Raw genomic sequence first — 21,183 nt, 5'->3', positions numbered from 1 at the left:
CGCCGGCCGGGGTGTCCGGGAACGCCGGAAGGGCCCCGGACCTCTCGGTCCGGAGCCCTTCCCCGTCGTACGTCGTTCCGCGCGCCGCCGCCGTTACGGCAGCTGCGCCGCCCGCGCCTCGCGCCGGTTGTCGCGGAAGTTGTTCACCCGGCGGGCCGTGGCGAACAGCGGGATGACCGCGCCCATGACCAGCTGGAGCGCGCAGCCCGTCTGGAGCAGCATCTGGCCGCCGGGGGCGTCGAAGGCCCAGGCCGCCAGCAGGCCCATGCTCAGCACGATCCAGACGAGCACAGCTCCGGCGAGCCGGCCGCGCGGCTTCGGGTACTCGACCCGGCTGACCATCAGCCAGGCGGTGCCCAGGATCGCCAGCAGCGTGGCGACGAAGGGGAGCTCCAGCAGGACGATCGAGACGACCGTCAGCGCGCCGAAGGGGCTCGGCATGCCCTGGAACATGCCGTTCTTGACCGTCACGCAGGAGAACCTGGCGAGCCGCAGGACGACCGCCAGCAGCACCACGATCGCGCCCACCGCCGCCACACGCTGGTACGCGTCGTCCGCGACCATGCCGTAGACGAGGACGAAGTAGGCCGGCGCCAGGCCGAAGCTGATCAGGTCGGAGAGGTTGTCCAGCTCCGCGCCCATCGGGGAGGAGCGCAGCTTCCTCGCCACCAGGCCGTCGAAGAGGTCGAAGACCGCCGCGCACAGCATCAGGATGACGGCGGTGGCCGCGCTGTGGCGGGCCATGCCGGATTCCTGGCTGCCGGTGAGGTGCGGGATCAGGATGCCGGTGGTGGTGAAGTACACCGCCATGAAGCCGCACGTGGCGTTGCCGAGCGTGAGCGTGTCCGCTATCGACAGGCGGAGAGAAAGAGGCATCTCCTCCTCGTCGTCCACCTCGTCGGCCTCGGGCACCCAGCCTGCCTGGGTCTCCGGATCAATCACGGTCAATGCGAGTCACCCCAGCCACGGTCTTCTGACCGACCTCGACCGCGACCTCCACGCCCTCGGGCAGGTAGATGTCGACACGCGAGCCGAAGCGGATCAGACCGATGCGGTCACCCTGCTCGACCTTCGTGCCCTGGGGCACGTACGGCACGATGCGGCGGGCGACGGCGCCGGCGATCTGGATCATCTCGATGTCACCGAGTTCGGTGTCGAAATGCCAGACTACGCGCTCGTTGTTCTCGCTCTCCTTGTTGAACGCCGGAACGAACCCGCCGGGGATGTGCTCGACCGACGTCACGGTGCCGGCCAGCGGCGCACGGTTCACGTGGACGTTGAGCGGGCTCATGAAGATCGCGACGCGGGTCCGGCCGTCCTTCCACGGCATGATGCTCTGCACCACACCGTCGGCGGGCGAGATGACCCGGCCCTGCGTGATCTCGCGCTCGGGGTCACGGAAGAACCACAGCATGCCCGCGGCGAGCGCGGTGGCGGGCACGGCGACGGCCTTGGCGGCACCGGAACGGCGCGCGCGGGCCAGGCTGAGGGCGGCGGTGGCGACGGTCGGGAGAAGCCACGGCGATGCTCCGCGCGCGAGGCGGACCCGGCCGCGAGGTGCAGAGGATTGGCTGTGGGGCATGGATGACCTTCGTAACGGATGATGCCGCGCTATAACAGGGGACGGCGGCTTTCCGGCGATCGTAGCGGCTAAGAGCCGCAACTGGGTAAGTCGGGAACCTTAGTCGACGGCTGGAGACCGTTGACGGGGTGTGATCTTCTTCTCGAAGAAAACACCCCGTAGCCGGACAATCAGCCCTGGATTCGGTACTCTTCGAGCAATCTGCGCCCAATGATCATTTTCTGGATCTCGGCGGTACCTTCGCCGATCAGCAGCATCGGGGCCTCACGGTAGAGGCGCTCGATCTCGTACTCCTTGGAGAAGCCGTAGCCGCCGTGGATCCGGAAGGCGTCCTCGACGACCTCCTTGCAGTACTCGGAGGCGAGGTACTTCGCCATCCCTGCCTCGAGGTCGTTTCGCTCCCCGGAGTCCTTTTTGCGTGCTGCGTTCACCATCATGGCATGGGCGGCCTCGACCTTGGTAGCCATCTCGGCGAGCTTGAACTGGATGGCCTGGTGCTGGGCGATCGCCTTGCCGAAAGTATGACGTTGCTGGGCGTACTGGACACCGAGTTCGAAAGCACGCTGGGCGACGCCACAGCCACGCGCCGCCACGTTGACGCGGCCGACCTCCACACCGTCCATCATTTGGTAAAAACCTCGCCCGGTGACCCCGCCGAGCACGCGATCCGCGGAGATCCGCAGGTCATCCATGATCAGCTCGGTGGTGTCGACCCCCTTGTACCCCATCTTGTCGATCTTCCCGGGGATGGTCAGACCGGGACGGACCTCGCCGAAGCCGGGCTCCTTCTCCACGAGGAACGTCGTCATCGACTTGTGGGGGGCCGTGCCCTCGGGGTGTCCTTCGTCACTTCGCACCAGGACGGCCACGAGGGACGACGTGCCACCGTTGGTCAGCCACATCTTCTGGCCGTTCAGGACGTACTCGTCGCCGTCCTTCACCGCCTTCGACGAGATCGCCGAGACGTCCGAGCCGAGGGCCGGCTCCGACATCGAGAAGGCGCCGCGGATGTCGCCGGCCGCCATGCGCGGCAGGAAGTGGTCCTTCTGCTCCTGCGTGCCGTGCTGCTTGAGCATGTACGCCACGATGAAGTGCGTGTTGATGATGCCGGACACCGACATCCAGCCGCGGGCGATCTCCTCGACGCACAGGGCGTAGGTGAGGAGGGACTCGCCCAGGCCGCCGTACTCCTCGGGGATCATCAGGCCGAAGAGGCCCAGCTCCTTCAGGCCGTCGACGATCTGCTGCGGGTACTCGTCGCGGTGCTCCAGCTCGGTGGCGACCGGGATGATCTCCTTGTCCACGAAGTCGCGGACGGTGGAGAGGATCTCCTGCTGGATGTCGGTCAGACCGGCGGTCTGGGCGAGTCGCGCCATCTCTACTTCTCCTGCTGCTTGAGCTCCGGGCGCCCGGGCTGCTCGCCGCCGCGCTCCTTGATGTACGTCTCGGTCGGCACCATCACCTTGCGGCGGAACACGCACACGAGCGTGCCGTCCTGCTTGTAGCCCTTGGTCTCCACGTGGACGATGCCGCGGTCCGACTTGGACCGGGAGGGCGTCTTGTCGAGGACCGTGGTCTCGCCGTAGATGGTGTCGCCGTGGAAGGTCGGCGCCACGTGCTTGAGCGACTCGATCTCCAGGTTGGCGATCGCCTTGCCCGAGACGTCCGGGACGGACATGCCGAGCAGCAGCGAGTAGATGTAGTTGCCCACGACGACGTTCTTGCCGAAGTCCGTCGTGTTCTCCGCATAGTTGGTGTCCATGTGGAGCGGGTGGTGGTTCATCGTGAGGAGACAGAACAGGTGGTCGTCGTACTCCGTGACCGTCTTTCCGGGCCAGTGCTTGTACGTCGCCCCGACCTCGAACTCCTCGTAGGTCCGTCCGAACTGCATCGCGCTCAGGCCTCCGGGATCTCGAACTTGGTGGTGCGCTGCATACCGGCGGCGCGGCCCTTGCCGGAGATGACCAGGGCCATCTTGCGGCTGGCCTCGTCGATCATCTCGTCGCCGAGCATCGCCGAGCCCTTCTTGCCGCCGGCCTCGGACGTGTAGTAGTCGTACGCGTCCAGGATCAGCTCGGCGTGGTCGAAGTCCTCCTGCGACGGCGAGAAGATCTCGTTCGACGCCTCGACCTGGCCCGGGTGCAGCACCCACTTGCCGTCGAAGCCGAGGGCCGCGGCCCGGCCGGCGACCTCGCGGTAGCCCTCGACGTTGCGGATCTGGAGGTAGGGGCCGTCGATCGCCTGGAGGTTGTTGGCGCGGGCGGCCATCAGGATCTTCATCAGGATGTAGTGGTAGGCGTCCGCCGGGTAGCCGGGCGGCTGCTCACCCACGACCAGCGACTTCATGTTGATCGACGCCATGAAGTCGGCCGGGCCGAAGATGATCGTCTCCACGCGCTGGGACGCGGTGGCGATCTCGTTGACGTTGTTCAGGCCCTGGGCGTTCTCGATCTGCGCCTCGATGCCGATCTTGCCGACCTCGAAGCCCATCGTCTTCTCGATCTGCGTCAGCAGCAGATCCAGCGCCACCACCTGCTGGGCCGTCTGGACCTTCGGCAGCATGATGCAGTCGAGGTTCTGGCCCGCGCCCTCGACGACCGTGACGACATCGCGGTACGTCCACTCGGTCGTCCAGTCGTTGACGCGCACGACCCGCGTCTTGCCGGTCCAGTCGCCCTCGTTGAGGAACTTGACGATGGTGTGCCGCGCCTCGGGCTTGGCGAGCGGCGCGCACGCGTCCTCCAGGTCCAGGAAGACCTGGTCGGCCGGCAGGCCCTGCGCCTTCTCCAGGAAGCGCGGGTTGCTCCCCGGTACCGCGAGGCAGGAGCGTCGCGGACGCAGACGGTTGACGGGCGTGGTCATGCGGGGACCTCCAGGGGGTCGAGCTTGTTCGCTTTCCGGATCTCGTCGACGATACGGCCGATGATCCCGGTGATGTCGAAGTCCTTCGGGGTGAAGACCGCGGCCACTCCGGCGGCCCTGAGCTGCTCGGCGTCGGCGTTCGGGATGATCCCGCCCGCGATCACCGGGATGTCGGCCGCGCCGGCCTCGCGCAGCCGGTCCAGCACGTCCGGGACGAGCTGGGCGTGCGAGCCGGAGAGGATGGACAGGCCGACCGCGTGCACGTCCTCGGCGAGGGCGGCGTCCACGATCTGTTCGGGGGTCAGCCGGATGCCCTGGTAGACCACCTCGAACCCGGCGTCGCGGGCCCGCACGGCGATCTGCTCGGCCCCGTTGGAGTGCCCGTCCAGGCCCGGCTTGCCGACCAGGAAGCGGAGCCTTCCGCTGCCCAGCTCCCGGGCGGTGGCGTCCACCTTGCGGCGGACCTCCGCCATGGGCGAGCCCGCCTCGGCGGGGACGGCCACCGGCGCCGAGGAGACACCGGTCGGGGCACGGAACTCCCCGAACACCTCGCGCAGCGCCCCCGCCCACTCGCCGGTGGTGACCCCGGCGCGGGCACACTCCAGGGTGGCCTCCATGAGGTTGCCGGTGCCCTTGGCGGCCTCCTTGAGGCGCTCCAGCGCCTTGCAGGGCCGGGGGTGGTTGAAGGGCGGCTGGTAGCGGGTGTCGCGCCACTGCCCGAGCGACTCGACGACCCGTGCCTCGACCGCCGGGTCCACCGTCTGGATCGCCGTGTCCAGGTCGGCGGTCAGCGGGTTGGGCTCGGTCGTCTCGAAGATGTTGACGCCGACGATCTTCTCCTGGCCGGACTCGATCCGGGCCCGGCGCTCGGCGTGCGAGGAGACCAGCTGCGACTTGAGGTAGCCGGACTCGACGGCGGCCATCGCGCCGCCCATCTCCTGGATCCGGTCGATCTCGGCGAGGGAGTCCTCGACGAGCTGGGCGACCTTCGCCTCGATCACGTGCGAGCCCGCGAAGATGTCCTCGTACTCCAGCAGGTCGCTCTCGTGCGCCAGCACCTGCTGGATGCGCAGCGACCACTGCTGGTCCCAGGGGCGGGGCAGGCCGAGGGCCTCGTTCCAGGCCGGCAGCTGCACGGCACGCGCGCGGGCGTCCTTGGAGAGCGTCACGGCCAGCATCTCCAGCACGATCCGTTGGACGTTGTTCTCCGGCTGCGCCTCGGTCAGGCCGAGGGAGTTGACCTGGACGCCGTAGCGGAAGCGGCGCTGCTTGGCGTCCGCGATGCCGTACCGGTCCCGGGTGATCTGGTCCCAGATGCGGCCGAACGCCCGCATCTTGCACATCTCCTCGACGAAGCGGACGCCCGCGTTCACGAAGAAGGAGATACGGGCGACGACATCGCCCTTGCGGTCCTCCGGGATCTGGCCGGACGCGAACACCGCGTCCAGCACGGCGATCGCGGTGGACATCGCGTACGCGATCTCCTGGACCGGAGTGGCCCCCGCCTCCTGCAGGTGGTAGCTGCAGATGTTGATCGGGTTCCACTTGGGGATGTGGTTGACCGTGTAGCAGATCATGTCCGTCGTCAGCCGCAGCGACGGCCCCGGCGGGAACACATGGGTGCCCCGCGACAGGTACTCCTTGACGATGTCGTTCTGCGTCGTCCCCTGGAGCTTGGTGACGTCCGCGCCCTGCTCCTCGGCGACGACCTGATAGAGCGCCAGCAGCCACATGGCGGTGGCGTTGATCGTCATCGAGGTGTTCATCTGCTCCAGGGGGATGTCCTGGAACAGCCGGCGCATGTCACCGAGGTGCGCGACCGGCACGCCGACCCGGCCGACCTCGCCGCGGGCGAGGATGTGGTCGGAGTCGTAGCCGGTCTGCGTCGGCAGGTCGAACGCCACCGACAGGCCGGTCTGGCCCTTGGCGAGGTTGCGCCGGTACAGCTCGTTGGACGCCTCGGCCGTGGAGTGACCGGCGTAGGTCCGCATCAACCACGGCCGGTCCTTCTGACGCTCGCTCATGGGTGGACCTCAGATGTTCCGGAAGCGGTTGATGGCGTCGATGTGCTGGGCGCGCAGTTCCTCGTCGCGCACGCCGAGGCCTTCCTCGGGCGCCAGGCAGAGCACGCCGACCTTGCCCTGGTGGAGGTTGCGGTGCACGTCGTAGGCGGCCTGCCCGGTGTCCTCCAGGGAGTAGACCTTGGACAGCGTCGGGTGGATCTTGCCCTTGGCGATGAGGCGGTTGGCCTCCCACGCCTCGCGGTAGTTGGCGAAGTGCGAGCCGATGATCCGCTTCAGCGACATCCACAGGTAGCGGTTGTCGTACTCGTGCATGTAGCCCGAGGTCGAGGCGCAGGTGGTGATGGTGCCGCCCTTGCGGGTGACGAAGACGGACGCGCCGAAGGTCTCGCGGCCGGGGTGCTCGAAGACGATGTCGATGTCCTCGCCGCCGGTCAGCTCGCGGATGCGCTTGCCGAAGCGCTTCCACTCCTTCGGGTCCTGGGTCTGCTCGTCCTTCCAGAACCGGTAGCCCTCGGCGTTGCGGTCGATGACGTTCTCGGCGCCCATGGAGCGGCAGATGTCGGCCTTCTCGGGGCTGGAGACGACACAGATCGGGTTGGCGCCGCCGGCCAGCGCGAACTGCGTCGCGTACGAGCCGAGCCCGCCGCTCGCGCCCCAGATGAGGACGTTGTCGCCCTGCTTCATGCCGGCGCCGTTGCGGGAGACCAGCTGCCGGTAGGCGGTGGAGTTCACCAGGCCCGGGGCGGCGGCCTCCTCCCAGCTGAGGTGGCCGGGCTTGGGCATGAGCTGGTTGGACTTGACGAGCGCGATCTCGGCGAGGCCGCCGAAGTTGGTCTCGAAGCCCCAGATGCGCTGCTCGGGGTCGAGCATCGTGTCGTTGTGGCCGTCCGAGGACTCCAGCTCGACCGACAGACAGTGCGCGACGACCTCGTCGCCCGGCTTCCAGGCGTTCACGCCGGGGCCGGTGCGCAGGACGACGCCCGCGAGGTCGGAGCCGATGATGTGGTACGGCAGGTCGTGGCGCTTGGTGAGCTCGGAGAGCTTGCCGTAGCGCTCCAGGAACCCGAACGTCGAGAGCGGCTCGAAGATCGAGGTCCACACGGAGTTGTAGTTGACCGAGGAGGCCATCACGGCCACCAGGGCCTCGCCCGGGCCCAGCTCCGGCAGCGGCACCTCGTCGAGGTGCAGCGACTTGCGCGGGTCCTTCTCGCGGGTCTGCATGCCCGCGAACATCTCCGTCTCGTCCTTGTGCACGGTCATCGCGCGGTACGACTCCGGCAGCTCGAGAGCGGCGAAGTCGGCCGACGTCGATTCGGGCGACTGGATCGCGTCCAGGATGTCCTTAACGGTCACGGTGTTGCCTCCGGCGGTGAGCGCCCTGAGGGAGGGGCGCTGAGGGTTGCGGCGGTGCTGCTGAGGGTGTGAGGAGTGCCGTCGGTTCGGCGGGGGTGGAGCTTCGGCAGCGCTTTGTGGCGCGGGAGGTTGCCTGTGACGCAGGCGTCCGGGCGCGCGACCAGGTGGTTGCGGGGACAGCCGGCGTGCGCATGGTCTCTGCACGCCGGCCGCCCGGACCACTTCAACGTATGGCACTCCGTGTCACCGTGCAAGGCACGGGGTGCCAGAACTTCCTCTCAGATGAAATCTTTACGTAACAAATGAGCGATGATCGATCGAACGGGCTCTGAAATCTGGTGGAAAAGGCGCCCTGACATGCCAAAACGGCCACCCGGGAGGGTGGCCGTCGTCACATGGGCGGGTCGGGTCGTCAGCGCTCGCGGAGCGCCTCCTCGATGGTCCGCATGACCTCGTCCAGCGGGGCGTCGGTGCGTGCGACCGTCACCAGGACCTCGCCCTGGTGGGAGACCGCCACCGGGGCCGCGGCGGGCTTGGGGGCCGTCCCGCGGCCCGCGCCGATCCCCGAACCGAACGTCTTGCGCACGATGGCGAAGGCGTGGTCGAGCTGGGCCTCGACATCGCCCTGGCCGCCGGCCCGCAGCCAGCGCCGCAGGACGTGGTTGTGGGCGGTGACCACGGCGGACGCGGCGACCTCGGCGAGCAGCGGGTCGTCGTTGGCGTCGTCGTCGTGCGCGTGCTCGTCGAAGTGGCCCAGCAGATAGCGGGTGAACAGCCGCTCGTAGCGGGCCACCGAGGCGATCTCCGCCTCCCGCAGGGTGGGCACCTCACGGGTCAGCGTGTAGCGGGCGACCGAGATCTCCGGCCGGGCCGCGTACATCCGCATGACCTCCTTGATGCCCCGGCACACGGTGTCGAGCGGGTGCTCGTGCGCGGGCGCCGCGTTGAGCACTGCCTCGGCCCGCACCAGGGTGTCGTCGTGATCCGGGAAGATCGCCTCTTCCTTGGAGCGGAAGTGACGGAAGAAGGTGCGGCGGGCGACCCCGGCCGCGGCCGCGATCTCGTCGACCGTGGTCGCCTCGTACCCCTTGGTCGCGAACAGCTCCATCGCGGCGGCCGCCAGTTCGCGGCGCATTTTCAGCCGCTGCGCGGCCGCGCGACTGCCCGCGGCGCTCTCCGGTACGTCGGGCGCGGCTGGTGTACGTGAGGACTTGGCGGGCTGGGGCATGCCCCGAACGTACTGCATGTGCGCAGCTCGGTGCGCAGGTCCGGGGTTTCCCCCGCCCCGGAGGGGCGGGGGAGGGTCGGGCCGGCCGGACCGCCCGAATCCACCCGGATCGAGCAGTCCGCCCCAGTCCGTGCCCGACCGGAACCAGTCGCCGGGACGCTCAGCGGCGGGCATATTCGCGGAATCCCCGGCCCGTCTTGCGGCCGAGGCAGCCCGCGGCCACCAGGTGCTCCAGGAGGGGTGCCGGGGCCAGGCCCGGGTCGCGGAACTCGCGGTGCAGGACCTTCTCGATGGCCAGCGAGACGTCCAGGCCGACGACGTCCAGGAGCTCGAAGGGACCCATCGGGTAGCCGCCGCCCAGCTTCATCGCCGCGTCGATGTCGTCCAGGGACGCGTAGTGCTCCTGCACCATCTTGATCGCGTTGTTCAGGTACGGGAAGAGCAGCGCGTTCACGATGAAGCCGGCCCGGTCGCCGCAGTCGACGGCGTGCTTCTTGATCCGGACGCAGACCTCGCGGACCGTCGCGTGGACGTCGTCCGAGGTCAGGACCGTACGGACGACCTCGACCAGCTTCATCGCCGGGGCCGGGTTGAAGAAGTGCATGCCGATCACGTCCTGCGGACGCGTGGTCGCCCGTGCGCACGCGACGACCGGCAGCGAGGACGTGGTGGTGGCCAGCACCACGCCCGGCTTGCAGACCTTGTCCAGCGTCGCGAACAGCTGCCGCTTGACCTCCAGGTCCTCGGCGACGGCCTCGACGGCCAGGTCGACGTCCGCGAAGGCGTCGTAGGAGCCCGCCGCGGTGATCAGGTCCAGGGTCTCCGCGGCGGCCTCGGCGCTCATCCGGCCCTTGTCGACGGAGCGCGCCAGCGACTTGCCGATCCGGGCCTTGGCGGCCTGCGCCTTCTCCTCGCTGCGGGCGGCCAGCACGACCGCGTAACCGGCCTTCGCGAAGACCTCGGCGATACCGGAGGCCATCGTCCCGGAACCGGCCACGCCGACGGAGCGCACCTGGCGGCCGGGCGTGAGCTCGGCACCCTCCAGCGGCGTCAGCGCGTCCCGCACGACCGTGGCGCTGCCGGGGGCGTCGTAGGTGTAGAAGCCGCGGCCCGACTTGCGGCCCGTCAGGCCGGCCTCGCTCAGCTGCTTGAGGATCGGGGCGGGGGCGTGCAGCCGGTCGCGGGACTCGGTGTACATGGCGTCCAGGACCGTGCGCGCGGTGTCGATGCCGATCAGGTCGAGCAGGGCCAGCGGGCCCATGGGCAGTCCGCAGCCCAGCCGCATCGCCGCGTCGATGTCCTCGCGGGAGGCGTACTTCGCCTCGTACATCGCGGCCGCCTGGTTGAGGTAGCCGAACAGCAGCCCGTCCGCGAGGAACCCGGGCCGGTCGCCGACCGCGACCGGCTCCTTGCCGAGGTCGGCCGCCAGGTCCGTGACGGCGGCGACCGCCTGCGGCGCGGTCAGCACCGAGGAGACGACCTCGACCAGCTTCATCGCCGGGGCCGGGTTGAAGAAGTGCAGGCCGAGCACGCGCTCGGGGCGGGCCGAGTCGGCGGCCAGCCGGGTCACCGACAGCGCGTTGGTGCCGGTGGCCAGGATGGTCTCGGGGCGCACGATGCCGTCCAGCTCGCGCAGCACCTGGTGCTTGATCTCGTACGACTCCGGAACCACCTCGATGACCAGGTCGGCGTCGGCGGCGGCCCGCAGGTCGGCGGAGGTGCGGACCCGGGCGAGGACCTCCGTGCGCTCCTGCTCGGTCAGCCGGCCGCGCTGCACGGCGCGTGCGGTCGAGGACTCCAGGGCCGCGACGGCCAGCGCGGCCTGGGACTCGCTGACGTCGATACCGATGACCTCACGGCCGGCCTTGGCCAGGACTTCGGTGATGCCGGTGCCCATGGTGCCGAGGCCGACGACGGCAATGGTCTTCAGGGGGGACAGAGAGGTGTCGGACAGGGGAGTGGCCATCGCGGGACTCCTGGAGAGAGGGTGACGACTGGGAGCGCGCCCGGGTGCGCCGCGAGAGGCGCACGGGGTGCGAGGAGTGCGGGTGTTGGCGGGCTGCATGCGCACACGCCCGGTGCCGATGCTGGGGATCTCCGCCCGGACAGGACCGGGAGCGGGGAGGGCGCGCACACGCCCGTGCAGCGAACGGCGGAAACCGACCGGCCCTGTCCCGGAGCCGGGTCGTACAGCGGTACACGAGGCACCGAACCGACCACACTCGAACCGGCTGCGTCACCAGGCCGGTACGAGGAGAAACGCGAGTGGGTGACTCGCTCGTCTGAGCTTAACCCGTGAGTAACGAGCGCGCCAGCCCCCGATTTTGTGACCTGCCCCCTCGGGAGCCGCACGGCCCGCCCGGGACCTGTCCTAGTCTCGGCCTCATGGACGAAGAGTTGCGATCACTCACGGAGCGCATACGGCAGGAGCCGGGCGGAGCGGCCGGCTGTGAACGGCTGGCGGCTACCGGGGATCACGACGCGCTCGCGGAGGTGCTCACCGCCCCCGGGCAGCCCCTGTGGGCCAGGGAACTGGCCGCGTTCCGGCTGGGGTTGGCCGGTGACCGGCGCGCCTTCGAGACGCTCGTCCTGCTGCTCAACCACCGCGACCCCGAGCGCTGTGTCTCGGCCGCCCACGCGCTGGCCCGGCTCGGCGACCCCCGTACCGCCCGCGCGGCGGCCGCCCTCGCCACCAACGAACTGCGCGTGGCCTACGCCCTGCACCCGGTCCGGCTGCTCGTCGAACTGGACGCGCCCGAGTCCGTACCCGCCCTGATCACCGTGCTGAGCCGCCGGCTGCGCTCCCCGCACGACCCGTACCGCCGGGTGGCCCTCGCCTGCGTGGACGGGCTCGGGACGCTGGGCGACACCCGCGCCCGGCCCGTGCTCGACGAGGCCCTCGCCCGCCCGGCGCTGGCGGAGTCGGCGGTGCGCGCACTGGCGCGGATCCCGCACGGTGGGTGAGGCCTTCGGCCCGGCCCCGTCACTTCACGCGCCTGGCGGGCCCGCTGCCGCGCGGGCCCGTTGCCGCGCGGGCCCGCCAGGTGTGGCGCCGCGTGGATCCGCGGCCGTCAGTCCGTCAGTTTCCTGCTGTAGCGCACCTCGGGGACCTCCATCCCGCCCGCCTCGAACGGTTCCTCGGCGCCGTCCGCGCGGAAACCCGCCCGCTCGTAGAAGCGCCGGGCGCCGGCGTTCTCCTTCAGCACCCACAGGAGCATGCGGGGATGCCCGGCGGCCGCGCGCAGCCGGACCGACTCGGCCAGCAGCGCCCGGCCGACACCGCCGCCGTAGTGCCCCGGGTGGACGTAGATCGCGTACAACTCGGCGTCCTCGGTGCGCACTTCGCCGTCCCGGTACGGTCCGTGCGCCGCCCAGCCGACGAGCTCGCCGCCCCGCTCGGCGACCAGGTTCCCCACCCGGCCGTCCCCCTGGGTGAACCAGGTGCGGCGCCGCTCGGCGTCCGCGGCCACGCTGAGGCCGTCGAGGTAGGCCTGCGGCATGAGGCCCCGGTACGCGCTCTGCCAGCCCCGGACGCGGATCTCGGAGACCCGGTCGCAGTCGGCGAGCTCCATGGCCCGGACGACGAGCGCGCTCACGCGCCCACCACGGCGAACGCCTCGATCTCCATCAGGAACTCCGGCCGCACCAGCGCGGTCACCTGCACGGCCGAGGCGGCCGGGAGCCGGTCGTCGGGTATGTGCTCGGCGCGGGCCGCGCGGATCGCGGGCATCTGCGCCATGTCCGTGACGAAGTAGGTGAGTTTGACGACGTCGTCGAAGGTCGCTCCGGCCGCGGCCAGGCACTGCCGCAGGTTCTGGAAGATCTGGCGGGCCTGGGCCGCCGCGTCGCCCGCGCCGACGAGCGCGCCGTCCTCGTCGAGCGCGACCTGGCCGGAGACCGCGACGAGCCGGCCGGTGGCGGTGACGACATGGCTGTACTGCGCCGCGGGGGCGATCCCCTCGGGGGCGGCGATCCTGGTCGGTTCACTCATGCGTCCATCGTGGACCATCCCACCGACAACGCCGTCGACGGGCCCCCGGGCCAGCCGGGACACATGGTTCGGCCCGCCCGGTCCGCCGTGTGCGGCAGTCCGGGCGGGCCGGGGTCGGGCCGGACCGGCCGGTCAGCCGCGGTAGCCGAGCAGGCCGTGCAGGGCCGAGCCGCGCGCCGAGGTGGAGGCCGCCTTCGAGGTGAGCGGCTTCGGGTCGGGCAGGGTCTTGCACACCGCGTCGGCCCCGCCGTGGCCGCGCGGCACCGTGCCGTCGGACAGATAGGCCGCCAGGTGCTTGTCCAGGCAGGTGTTCCCGCTCAGCGTGACACCGTGGTTCCCGCCGCCCTGCTCCACCACCAGGCTGGAGCGGGCCAGCAGACGGTGGACCGTCGCACCGCCCTGGTAGGGGGTGGCCGCGTCGTCCGTCGCCTGGAACAGCAGGACCGGCGGCAGCTGGCCGTTGGCGATGTTCACCGGCTGCCGGGAGCGCGTCGGCCAGAACGCGCACGGCGCGTTGTACCAGGCGTTGTTCCAGGTCATGAACGGCGCCTGTTCAAAGACCTCCCAGGTGTCCTTGCGCCACTGGTCCCAGTCGCGCGGCCAGGAGGTGTCCCGGCACTGCACCGAGGTGTAGACGCTGTAGCCGTTGTCGCCGGAGGCGTCGACGGCGGCGAAGTTCTGGTACGCCTCGACCAGCGGCTCGGGGTCGTGCTTCACCACGTACGCCGAGAACGCCTCGGCGAGGTAGGGCCAGTAGCCGTTGTAGTAGCCGCCGGGCATGAAGGTGTCCTCCAGTTCGGAGGCCCCCACCTTGCGGCCGGCCGGCTTCTTCGCCAGCGCCGCCCGCATCGCGTACCACTTGGCCTCGACCTTGTCCGGGTCGGTGCCGAGCTTGTACGTCCTGTCGTACTTGGCGATCCAGCGCATCAGCGCCCGGTGGCGGTCGTTGAAGGCGTGGTCCTGGCCGAGGTTGTCGTCGTACCAGACGCCGGTGGGGTCGACGATGGAGTCGAGGACGAGGCGGCGCACGTGCTGCGGGAAGAGCCTGGCGTACACGGCGCCGAGGTAGGTGCCGTACGAGTAGCCGAAGTAGTTGAGCTTGCGGGCGCCCAGGGCCTGCCGGATGGAGTCGATGTCCCGTACGGCGCTGACGGTGTCGATGTACGGCAGCACATCCGCGTACTTCTTGCCGCAGGCGGCGGCGAACGCCTTGGCGCGGTTCAGGTCGGCCCGCTCCAGGGCCGGGGTGACGGGTACCGTGTCCGGGCGTACCGGTTTGAAGTGACCCGGCCTGCAGTCGAGGGCGGGCTTGCTCTTGCCCACCCCGCGCGGGTCGAACCCGACCACGTCGTACTGCGCCGCCACCGCCTTGGGCAGCGACTTCGCGACGAACCCGGCGAGCGTGAGCCCGCTGCCTCCCGGGCCGCCGGGGTTGACCAGCAGAGGGCCCTGGTACTTCTTCGCGGTGTGCGGGATCCGGGACAGTGCGAGCGAGATCTGGCGGCCCCGCGGATTCGCGTGGTCGAGCGGCACTTTGAGGGACGCGCACTGGAGCGCCGGGTAGTCGGTCGTGCCGCACTTCTTCCAGGTGACCTTGGCGGCGTGGACGGATCCCGCGGTCGGCGACGGGCTCGCGTCGGCGGGCACGGCTGTGAGCGTTCCGGCCATGACGACGGCGGCACCGCACAGCACGGCTGCGCGTTTTCTCATGTGGAGTGCTCCCAGGACGGAGGAGGGCGGACCGCGAGGTTCACGATCCACGCCGCATCGTCCCGGAAAATACGCTCGGAAGAACGCGTTATCGCAATAATTGACCCAATTGGTCCGCCTGATGCCCTCGAACGCCCTGGAGCCAGGGGAGTGGACGAAGCGTCAGAAGACGAAGCGTCAGAAGACGTCAGAGGGCGTCGGACAGGCGTCTGCTCGTACGGTCGCGCAGCAGCAGCCACTGCTCGGCCGCGGCGCCGTGACCGGGGTGCCCGCCCTCGCCCTGGAGCAGTGCGGCGTAGGCTGCCTTCCCCGCTTCCCTGCGGGGCGGTTCCAGGCTCGGGATCGCCCTCGCCATGCCTTTCCAGGCGTTGTCTGCGTCCGGTGTGCTGAGCATCGAACCTCTCCGGCCGAATCGGGCCACCGAGAAGTGCGCGGAGGCGGGCGGTGAGCCGGCCCTCGGGTGACACCTCCTCGGCGGCGTCGCCCCCAGATTAGAACATGTGTTCCCTTGATCGTGCGAGTGTCAATCCCGATCGCCTCGTGCGCACCGTGCGATCACTTCCGGGACCCCGATTTGGGCGGCCGGGGACAGGGGTGGTTGGCTTGCTCCAACCCCGAGAACTCAGGTGCTGGAGGAAGTAAATGGCGCAGGTCGAGGCCACCACGGAGCGGGTCGTCGCGGCGAACGCGGAGAACGTGTTCGACGCCCTCGCCGACTACAGCGGCACGCGCGGCAAGCTCCTGCCCGAACACTTCAGCGAGTACGAGGTGCGCGAGGGCGGCGACGGAGAGGGCACCCTCGTCCACTGGAAGCTCCAGGCCACCAGCAAGCGGGTGCGCGACTGCCTGCTGGAGGTCAGCGAGCCGACCGACGGCGAACTCGTCGAGCGGGACCGCAACTCCTCCATGGTCACCACCTGGCGGGTCACCCCGGCGGGCGAGGGCTCCTGCCGTGTCGTCGTGACCACCACCTGGAAGGGCGCCGGCGGCATCGGCGGCTTCTTCGAGAAGACCTTCGCGCCCAAGGGGCTCGGCCGGATCTACGACGCGATCCTCGCCAACCTCGCCGCGGAGATGGAGAAGTAGCCTTCCCGCGAGCCAAGGGGCCGGATCCGAGGAGGCGTTGCCTGCCTCACCGGTTCGGGTGGATCTCCTCGGACGGTTGCCGCCGCGCCGTAACTCGTCGCACTTGCCCGCAGTTGTCGCTTTAAGCGGCAATCGCGCAGCGGGTGCGACGAGGGGAGCGGCACGTGGGCGGGATCACTCTGGTGAAGGACGGCCCGGTGACGGCGCCCCCGGACACCCCCGCCGCAGGCCCCGCAGCGGCCGCCGGACCCGCCCCGCGCCGGGTGCGCCTGATCTTCTGCGCGCTGATGCTCGCGCTGCTGCTGGCCGCCCTGGAGCAGATGATCGTCGCGACCGCGCTCCCGAAGATCGTCGGCGAGCTGCACGGCCTGGACCGGATGTCCTGGGCGATCACCGCCTATCTGCTCACCGCCACGATCGGGCTCCCCGTCTACGGAAAGCTCGGCGACCTCCTCGGCCGCAAGGGCGTCTTCCAGTTCGCGATCGTCGTCTTCGTCATCGGCTCCGCGCTGGCCGGCCGCGCGCAGAGCATGGACCAGCTGATCGCCTTCCGCGCCGTGCAGGGCGTCGGCGCCGGCGGACTCATGATCGGCGTACAGGCGATCATCGCGGACATCGTGCCGCCCCGGCAGCGCGGCCGCTACATGGGCCTGATCGGAGCCGCCTTCGGACTGGCCTCGGTGGCCGGCCCGCTGCTCGGCGGCTACTTCACCGACCACCTCTCCTGGCGGTACTGCTTCTACGTCAACGTCCCCTTCGGCCTGCTGACGCTCGCCGTCGTCACCGTCGTCCTCGAACTGCCCAGGCCCGGCGTCCGGGCGCGCTTCGACGTCCTCGGCGCCCTGCTGCTCGCCGCGGCCTCCACCTGCCTGGTCCTGCTGACCAGTTGGGGCGGCACCGAGTACGCCTGGGGCTCGCGCGTCATCCTCGGCCTCGGCGCCGGAGCGGCCGTCGCCACCGCCCTGTTCCTGCTCACCGAGCACCACGCCGTCGAACCTCTCCTGCCGCTGCGGCTGTTGCGGGACCCCGTCTTCAACGTCACCGCGCTGGTCGGCCTGGTCGTCGGCGTCGCCCTGTTCGGCGCCGCGAGCTATCTGCCGACCTTCCTCCAGATGGTCGACGGAGCGAGCGCCACCGGGTCCGGGCTGCTCATGCTGCCCATGATGGGCGGCATCGTCGTCGCCTCCATCGTCTCCGGGCAGCTCATCAGCCGCACCGGCCGCTACCGGATCTTCCCCGTCCTCGGCGGCGCGCTCTCCGCCCTCGGCATGTGGCTGCTGTCCCGGCTGGAGATCGACACGCCCCGGCTGCACTACAGCATCTGGATGGCCGTCCTCGGCGCCGGCATCGGCATGGTGATGCCGGTGCTGGTCCTCGCCGTGCAGAACTCCGTGCGCCCCGCCGACCTCGGCACCGCCACCAGCGCCAACAACTACTTCCGGCAGATCGGCGGCAGCGTCGGCGCGGCGGTCTTCGGCACCCTCTTCGCCGACCGGCTCGCCGACGCCCTCGCGCGGCGCCTGCCCGCACGCGCGGGCGCCCGCCTGCCCGACCCGCAGTCCCTCACCCCGCAGCTCGTCCACGCGCTGCCCCCGGCGCTGCGCGACGCCTACATCAGGGCCTACGCCGACGCCATGCCGCGGATCTTCCTGTACCTGGTGCCGGTGCTCGTCCTCGGCCTGCTCATCGCCTGCTTCCTCAAGGAGACCCCCCTGTTGACCAGCGCAGCCTCCCCTCAGACCCCCGCGAACGGCACGGCACCGGAGTCCGCCCGGGCGAACGCCGCCGTCCCGCACGCCCGTTCGCCGCACACCGCGGGCATCCCCGTCTGCGGCACCGTGCAGCACCCCGACGGCACCGCCGTCCCCCGGGCCGCCCTCACCCTCATCGACGTCCTGGGCGCACAGATCGGCCGGGGCGCCAGCGGCGAGGACGGACGGTACGCCCTGTCCACGCCGGGCAGCGGATCGTACGTCCTGATCGCCGCCGCGGGCGGGCACCAGCCGCAGGCCGTCCAGGTGACCGTCGGCGAGCGTCCCGTCGAGCTGGACGTCCTCCTCGGCGGCGCCGGACGCCTCGCGGGCGCCGTACTGACCGCGGACGGCACCCCCGTCCGGGACGCCGCGGTCACCCTCACCAACGTCCACGGCGAGGTCGTCGGCACCACCCGCAGCGGGCGCGACGGCGGCTATGTCATCACCGAGCTGGTGGCCGGCGAGTACACCCTCGCCGCCAGCGCGCCCGCCTTCCGTCCGGCCGCCCTGCCCGTCACCGTCCAGGCCTCGCGCGAGACCCGCCAGGACGTCGAGCTCGCGGGCGGCGCCGTGCTGCGCGGCACCGTGCGGGCGGGCGGCGGCAGGGTCGTCGAGGACGCGCGGGTCACCCTGCTCGACGCGGCGGGCAACGTCGTCGACACCCTCACCACCGGACCCGACGGAACGTTCCGGTTCGTCGACCTGTCCTCCGGCGAGTACACCGTGATCGCGGCCGGGTATCCGCCCGTCGCCACCGTGCTGCACATGGCGGGCGGCGGGCGCACCGAACGCGACCTCCAGCTCGGCCACGAGGACTGACCCGGCGTCGCGCGGGGCGCCGACCCCACCGAAAGCGGTGGGAGAAGGGGCGAACCGCGCGCCGGAGCCGGGGGAGGGGCGCGGACCTGCGCGCCGGAGCGGTGCGGTGGAACGAATTCCAGAATTGCCCCACATCGCCGACGGCCGCCCCCGTACGGTGGAGGATGGCCGCACAGATCTTGCGGAGCCGTGGGGAGAGAGGGCCTGGACCATGGACCGTGGCACCGACCGTGGCACCGAGAGGGGCGCACCTCCCGCGGGTCACGTCGCGGCCGGGCGCGTCCCGCTGGCCGTGGTCGTCGTGGACCGGGAGGGTCTGGTCTCGCACTGGAGCAGGGGCGCACGCCGGTTGTTCGGCGCGCCCAAGGAGGAGGCGATCGGGCGCCCCGCGCTCGACCTGCTCCCGGTCTCCGGCGCTCTCCACGAGCACGACGCCCTCACCCCGTTCGACGGGTACGCGGCGGACGACGGCCTCGGCCCCGACCTGGAGTCCTCGCTGGACGGCCAACTGTCCTATCCGGCCGCCGGACGCGCCCGCCTCGGCGCGCCCGACCGCGACCGCGTCGACGTGCTGTGGTGGGCGTACCCGCTGGTGGGCCCCGGCACCGAGCGGCTGCTGGTGCTGGCCGCCGACGCGGACGGACTGCGCCCCGACCGGCCCGACGCCGGTGCCGACTTCGAGCGCATCGCCCCCGCCTTCGCCCTGCACACCGACTTCCCCGGCGCCGACGAGCTCGCCCGGCGGCTGCCCGAGATCCTGCCCAGCATGAGCGTCGGCGAAGGCGCCCGGATCGTCGCCCAGGTCCTCGAACTGGGCTATCCGGTGCTGGAGTTCAGCCAGAACGACCGGGTGCCGGTCACCCCCGACTGGGGCGTGCCCCGGCGCGCCGAGCGCAAGGCACGGCGTGCGCGCGCCGCCCGCGCGGTGGCGCAGGGCCTGCCCATGCCCGCGGACTCCGCCGACGAGGCCGAGGACCTGGAGTACGCCGCCGTCCGCGAACGCCTGGAGTTCCTCACCGAGGTCAGCGGCAGGATCGGCACCTCCCTCGACCTCGCGAGGACCATCACCGAGGTCAGCAAGGCCGTCGTGCCCCGCTTCACCGACGTCGCCGGCACCTATCTGCGCGAACAGGTCGTCGCCGGTGAGGGGTTCCCGGACGGCGTACCCGACACGACGACCATGTGGCACCGGGTGGCCCTGGAGCACACCGACGAACCCGGCCGCTGGGACGACGTGGTGCCGGTCGGCGAGGCCATGCCGTTCCCGGCGCACACCCCGTTCTTCCAGTGCATGACCAGCGGGCAGCCGGTGCTGGTGCCGCGGATCAGTGAGCAGATGGGGCACGCGATCGCCGCGCAGTTCGAGAAGCGCGACATCCGGCCGCTGATCACCGGCCGTTCGATGCTGGTGGTCCCGCTGAAGGCCCGCGACGTGGTGCTCGGCTTCATGATCCTGCTGCGTCATCCCGAGCGTGTCGAGTTCAACGACATGGACCGGGTCACCGGCGCCGAACTCGCCGCCCGCGCGGGCCTGGTGCTCGACAACGCGCGCATGTACACCTACCAGGAGAGCGTCGCCGAGACCCTCCAGGACAGCATGCTGCCGCACATCCCGCCGCGCATGGCGGGCTGCGACATCGCCACCCGCTATCTGCCCGGCACCCTGCTGGGGCGGATCGGCGGCGACTGGTTCGACTCCGTGAAGCTGCCCGGCGCCCGCACCGCCCTGGTCGTCGGCGACGTCATGGGCCACGGCCTGAACTCGGCCGCGATGATGGGGCAGTTGCGCACCGCCGTGCAGACCATGGCCGCGCTCGACCTGCCGCCCGCGCAGCTGCTGCGCAACCTCGACGACCTCGCCCAGCGGCTCGGCGACGGCTATCTCGCGACCTGTCTGTACGCCGTCTACGACCCCGTCGCGGGCGAACTGCACCTCGCCAACGCGGGCCACATCCCGCCGGTCCTGGTCCGCGCCGGGAACGGGCGCAGCGAACTGCTCGACCTGCCCACCGGCGCGCCGATCGGCGTCGGCGGGGTTCCCTTCGAGTCGGTGCGGGTGCGCGTGGAACCCGGTGACCGGCTGGTGATGTGCACCGACGGGCTGGTGGAGATGCGCGGCGAGGACATCGGCGTGGGGCTGGCCACGCTCTGCGAGTCCGCCGCCCACCCCGCGGCCTCCATGGACGACGCCTGCGACACGATCATCCGCGCCCTGAACACCCGCGGCGGACGCAAGGACGACGTGGCCCTGCTGATGGCCCGGCTCAACGGCATCGCCCCCGACCGGGTCGCCGAGTGGCGGCTCGCCCTCGACCCGGCCGAGGTCCGCCGGGCCCGTGCCGCGGTCCGTGAGCAGCTGCACGACTGGGGCCTGGCCCGGCAGGCCGCGAACGCCGAGCTGCTGGTCGGCGAACTCGTCACCAACGCCGTACGCCACTCGCACGGCCGGCCGGTCGTCCTGCGCCTGGTGTACGGGGAGACACTGCTGTGCGAGGTGGACGACGACGACCACGACCTGCCGAGCCTGCTCAGCGCCGGTCCGGACGACGAGCGCGGGCGCGGACTGCGCGTGGTGAGCGCACTGGCCCGAGAATGGGGCACCAGCCGCAGGGGCGCGGGCAAGACCGTCTGGTTCGAACTGACCGTGCCCCACCGTTGAACCGGTCCTGCCCAGCCGTTGGACCGGCCCTGCCCCGCCGTTGGACCGGCCCTCCCCCGCCGTCGAACGGGTGCGTCCGGCGCGCGTCGGCGTACGCGGCTCGAACGTGGTGTGA

The 21,183-nt window shown here is 70.9% G+C and carries 17 protein-coding genes; 4 read left to right on the top strand and 13 right to left on the bottom strand.

Features of this window, described 5'->3' with window-relative positions; translation table 11 throughout:
* Window positions 1–93: 93 nt before the first annotated feature.
* From pssA to ACZ7OY_RS08850, 9 genes are all read right to left on the bottom strand, one after another.
* Window positions 94–912, bottom strand: coding sequence for a CDP-diacylglycerol--serine O-phosphatidyltransferase (pssA, locus tag ACZ7OY_RS08890; RefSeq protein WP_162468798.1), 819 nt, complete (start codon window positions 910–912; stop codon window positions 94–96).
* A 22-nt stretch (window positions 913–934) separates the two neighbouring features.
* On the bottom strand, window positions 935–1,582 hold the full coding sequence (locus tag ACZ7OY_RS08885; protein WP_351617628.1) for a phosphatidylserine decarboxylase: 648 nt from the start codon (window positions 1,580–1,582) through the stop codon (window positions 935–937).
* Window positions 1,583–1,752: 170 nt separating this feature from the next.
* Window positions 1,753–2,958: an acyl-CoA dehydrogenase family protein gene (locus ACZ7OY_RS08880; RefSeq protein ID WP_152889564.1), complete on the bottom strand. Its 1,206-nt coding sequence runs from the start codon at window positions 2,956–2,958 to the stop codon at window positions 1,753–1,755.
* 2 nt (window positions 2,959–2,960) lie between these two features.
* On the bottom strand, window positions 2,961–3,473 hold the full coding sequence (locus ACZ7OY_RS08875) for a MaoC family dehydratase (RefSeq protein ID WP_152889566.1): 513 nt from the start codon (window positions 3,471–3,473) through the stop codon (window positions 2,961–2,963).
* Between the two features lie 5 nt (window positions 3,474–3,478).
* Entirely contained in the window at window positions 3,479–4,444 is a 966-nt protein-coding gene (locus tag ACZ7OY_RS08870; RefSeq protein ID WP_152889568.1) for an HpcH/HpaI aldolase/citrate lyase family protein, read from the bottom strand.
* A complete protein-coding gene (locus ACZ7OY_RS08865) occupies window positions 4,441–6,468 on the bottom strand; it encodes a protein meaA (RefSeq protein ID WP_471910750.1) in 2,028 nt (675 codons plus the stop codon). The genes ACZ7OY_RS08870 and ACZ7OY_RS08865 overlap by 4 nt, the downstream gene beginning before the upstream one ends.
* 9 nt (window positions 6,469–6,477) lie before the next feature.
* On the bottom strand, window positions 6,478–7,821 hold the full coding sequence (ccrA, locus tag ACZ7OY_RS08860; RefSeq protein WP_471910749.1) for a crotonyl-CoA carboxylase/reductase: 1,344 nt from the start codon (window positions 7,819–7,821) through the stop codon (window positions 6,478–6,480).
* A gap of 412 nt (window positions 7,822–8,233) precedes the next feature.
* Window positions 8,234–9,067: a TetR family transcriptional regulator gene (locus tag ACZ7OY_RS08855; protein WP_471910748.1), complete on the bottom strand. Its 834-nt coding sequence runs from the start codon at window positions 9,065–9,067 to the stop codon at window positions 8,234–8,236.
* A gap of 142 nt (window positions 9,068–9,209) precedes the next feature.
* Complete coding sequence (locus ACZ7OY_RS08850; protein ID WP_471910747.1) at window positions 9,210–11,015, bottom strand: 3-hydroxyacyl-CoA dehydrogenase family protein; 1,806 nt, start codon at window positions 11,013–11,015, stop codon at window positions 9,210–9,212.
* Window positions 11,016–11,434: 419 nt separating this feature from the next.
* Here ACZ7OY_RS08850 and ACZ7OY_RS08845 point away from each other — a divergent pair, with 419 nt between their 5' ends.
* Window positions 11,435–12,013, top strand: coding sequence for an adenylosuccinate lyase (locus ACZ7OY_RS08845; RefSeq protein ID WP_471910746.1), 579 nt, complete (start codon window positions 11,435–11,437; stop codon window positions 12,011–12,013).
* A gap of 107 nt (window positions 12,014–12,120) precedes the next feature.
* Here the strand turns inward: ACZ7OY_RS08845 and ACZ7OY_RS08840 are convergent, their stop codons facing one another.
* From ACZ7OY_RS08840 to ACZ7OY_RS08825, 4 genes are all read right to left on the bottom strand, one after another.
* Entirely contained in the window at window positions 12,121–12,621 is a 501-nt protein-coding gene (locus ACZ7OY_RS08840; RefSeq protein ID WP_471911194.1) for a GNAT family N-acetyltransferase, read from the bottom strand.
* Between the two features lie 20 nt (window positions 12,622–12,641).
* Window positions 12,642–13,040, bottom strand: coding sequence for a RidA family protein (locus tag ACZ7OY_RS08835; RefSeq protein ID WP_471910745.1), 399 nt, complete (start codon window positions 13,038–13,040; stop codon window positions 12,642–12,644).
* A gap of 132 nt (window positions 13,041–13,172) precedes the next feature.
* A complete protein-coding gene (locus ACZ7OY_RS08830; RefSeq protein ID WP_471910744.1) occupies window positions 13,173–14,750 on the bottom strand; it encodes an alpha/beta hydrolase in 1,578 nt (525 codons plus the stop codon).
* A 187-nt stretch (window positions 14,751–14,937) separates the two neighbouring features.
* On the bottom strand, window positions 14,938–15,144 hold the full coding sequence (locus ACZ7OY_RS08825; protein ID WP_471910743.1) for a hypothetical protein: 207 nt from the start codon (window positions 15,142–15,144) through the stop codon (window positions 14,938–14,940).
* 248 nt (window positions 15,145–15,392) lie between these two features.
* On the opposite strand from ACZ7OY_RS08825, the gene ACZ7OY_RS08820 reads away from it, so the two are divergent.
* The 3 genes from ACZ7OY_RS08820 (at window position 15,393) to ACZ7OY_RS08810 (ending at window position 21,068) form a co-directional block, all read left to right on the top strand.
* Window positions 15,393–15,836: an SRPBCC family protein gene (locus ACZ7OY_RS08820; protein ID WP_152889584.1), complete on the top strand. Its 444-nt coding sequence runs from the start codon at window positions 15,393–15,395 to the stop codon at window positions 15,834–15,836.
* 164 nt (window positions 15,837–16,000) lie between these two features.
* A complete protein-coding gene (locus ACZ7OY_RS08815) occupies window positions 16,001–18,409 on the top strand; it encodes an MFS transporter (RefSeq protein WP_471910742.1) in 2,409 nt (802 codons plus the stop codon).
* Between the two features lie 211 nt (window positions 18,410–18,620).
* Window positions 18,621–21,068 carry an ATP-binding SpoIIE family protein phosphatase gene (locus tag ACZ7OY_RS08810; RefSeq protein WP_471910741.1) on the top strand — a complete coding sequence of 816 codons (2,448 nt, stop codon included), beginning with the start codon at window positions 18,621–18,623 and terminating at the stop codon, window positions 21,066–21,068.
* Window positions 21,069–21,183 lie beyond the last annotated feature (115 nt).

The sequence above is a fragment of the Streptomyces sp. NPDC107559 genome, from assembly GCF_055657365.1.
Note: the sequence above shows the minus strand (reverse complement) of the source record. Positions and strands in the feature narration are given on the sequence as shown.

Coding starts and splice junctions, on each gene's coding strand:
- ACZ7OY_RS08830 (WP_471910744.1), bottom strand. CDS start 14,750: ATGAGAAAACGCGCAGCCGTGCTGTGCGGTGCCGCCGTCGTCATGGCC.
- ACZ7OY_RS08880 (WP_152889564.1), bottom strand. CDS start 2,958: ATGGCGCGACTCGCCCAGACCGCCGGTCTGACCGACATCCAGCAGGAG.
- ACZ7OY_RS08840 (WP_471911194.1), bottom strand. CDS start 12,621: ATGGAGCTCGCCGACTGCGACCGGGTCTCCGAGATCCGCGTCCGGGGC.
- ACZ7OY_RS08850 (WP_471910747.1), bottom strand. CDS start 11,015: ATGGCCACTCCCCTGTCCGACACCTCTCTGTCCCCCCTGAAGACCATT.
- ACZ7OY_RS08865 (WP_471910750.1), bottom strand. CDS start 6,468: ATGAGCGAGCGTCAGAAGGACCGGCCGTGGTTGATGCGGACCTACGCC.
- ACZ7OY_RS08875 (WP_152889566.1), bottom strand. CDS start 3,473: ATGCAGTTCGGACGGACCTACGAGGAGTTCGAGGTCGGGGCGACGTAC.
- ACZ7OY_RS08820 (WP_152889584.1), top strand. CDS start 15,393: ATGGCGCAGGTCGAGGCCACCACGGAGCGGGTCGTCGCGGCGAACGCG.
- ACZ7OY_RS08845 (WP_471910746.1), top strand. CDS start 11,435: ATGGACGAAGAGTTGCGATCACTCACGGAGCGCATACGGCAGGAGCCG.
- ACZ7OY_RS08870 (WP_152889568.1), bottom strand. CDS start 4,444: ATGACCACGCCCGTCAACCGTCTGCGTCCGCGACGCTCCTGCCTCGCG.
- ACZ7OY_RS08855 (WP_471910748.1), bottom strand. CDS start 9,067: ATGCAGTACGTTCGGGGCATGCCCCAGCCCGCCAAGTCCTCACGTACA.
- ACZ7OY_RS08835 (WP_471910745.1), bottom strand. CDS start 13,040: ATGAGTGAACCGACCAGGATCGCCGCCCCCGAGGGGATCGCCCCCGCG.
- ACZ7OY_RS08885 (WP_351617628.1), bottom strand. CDS start 1,582: ATGCCCCACAGCCAATCCTCTGCACCTCGCGGCCGGGTCCGCCTCGCG.
- ACZ7OY_RS08810 (WP_471910741.1), top strand. CDS start 18,621: ATGGACCGTGGCACCGACCGTGGCACCGAGAGGGGCGCACCTCCCGCG.
- ACZ7OY_RS08825 (WP_471910743.1), bottom strand. CDS start 15,144: ATGCTCAGCACACCGGACGCAGACAACGCCTGGAAAGGCATGGCGAGG.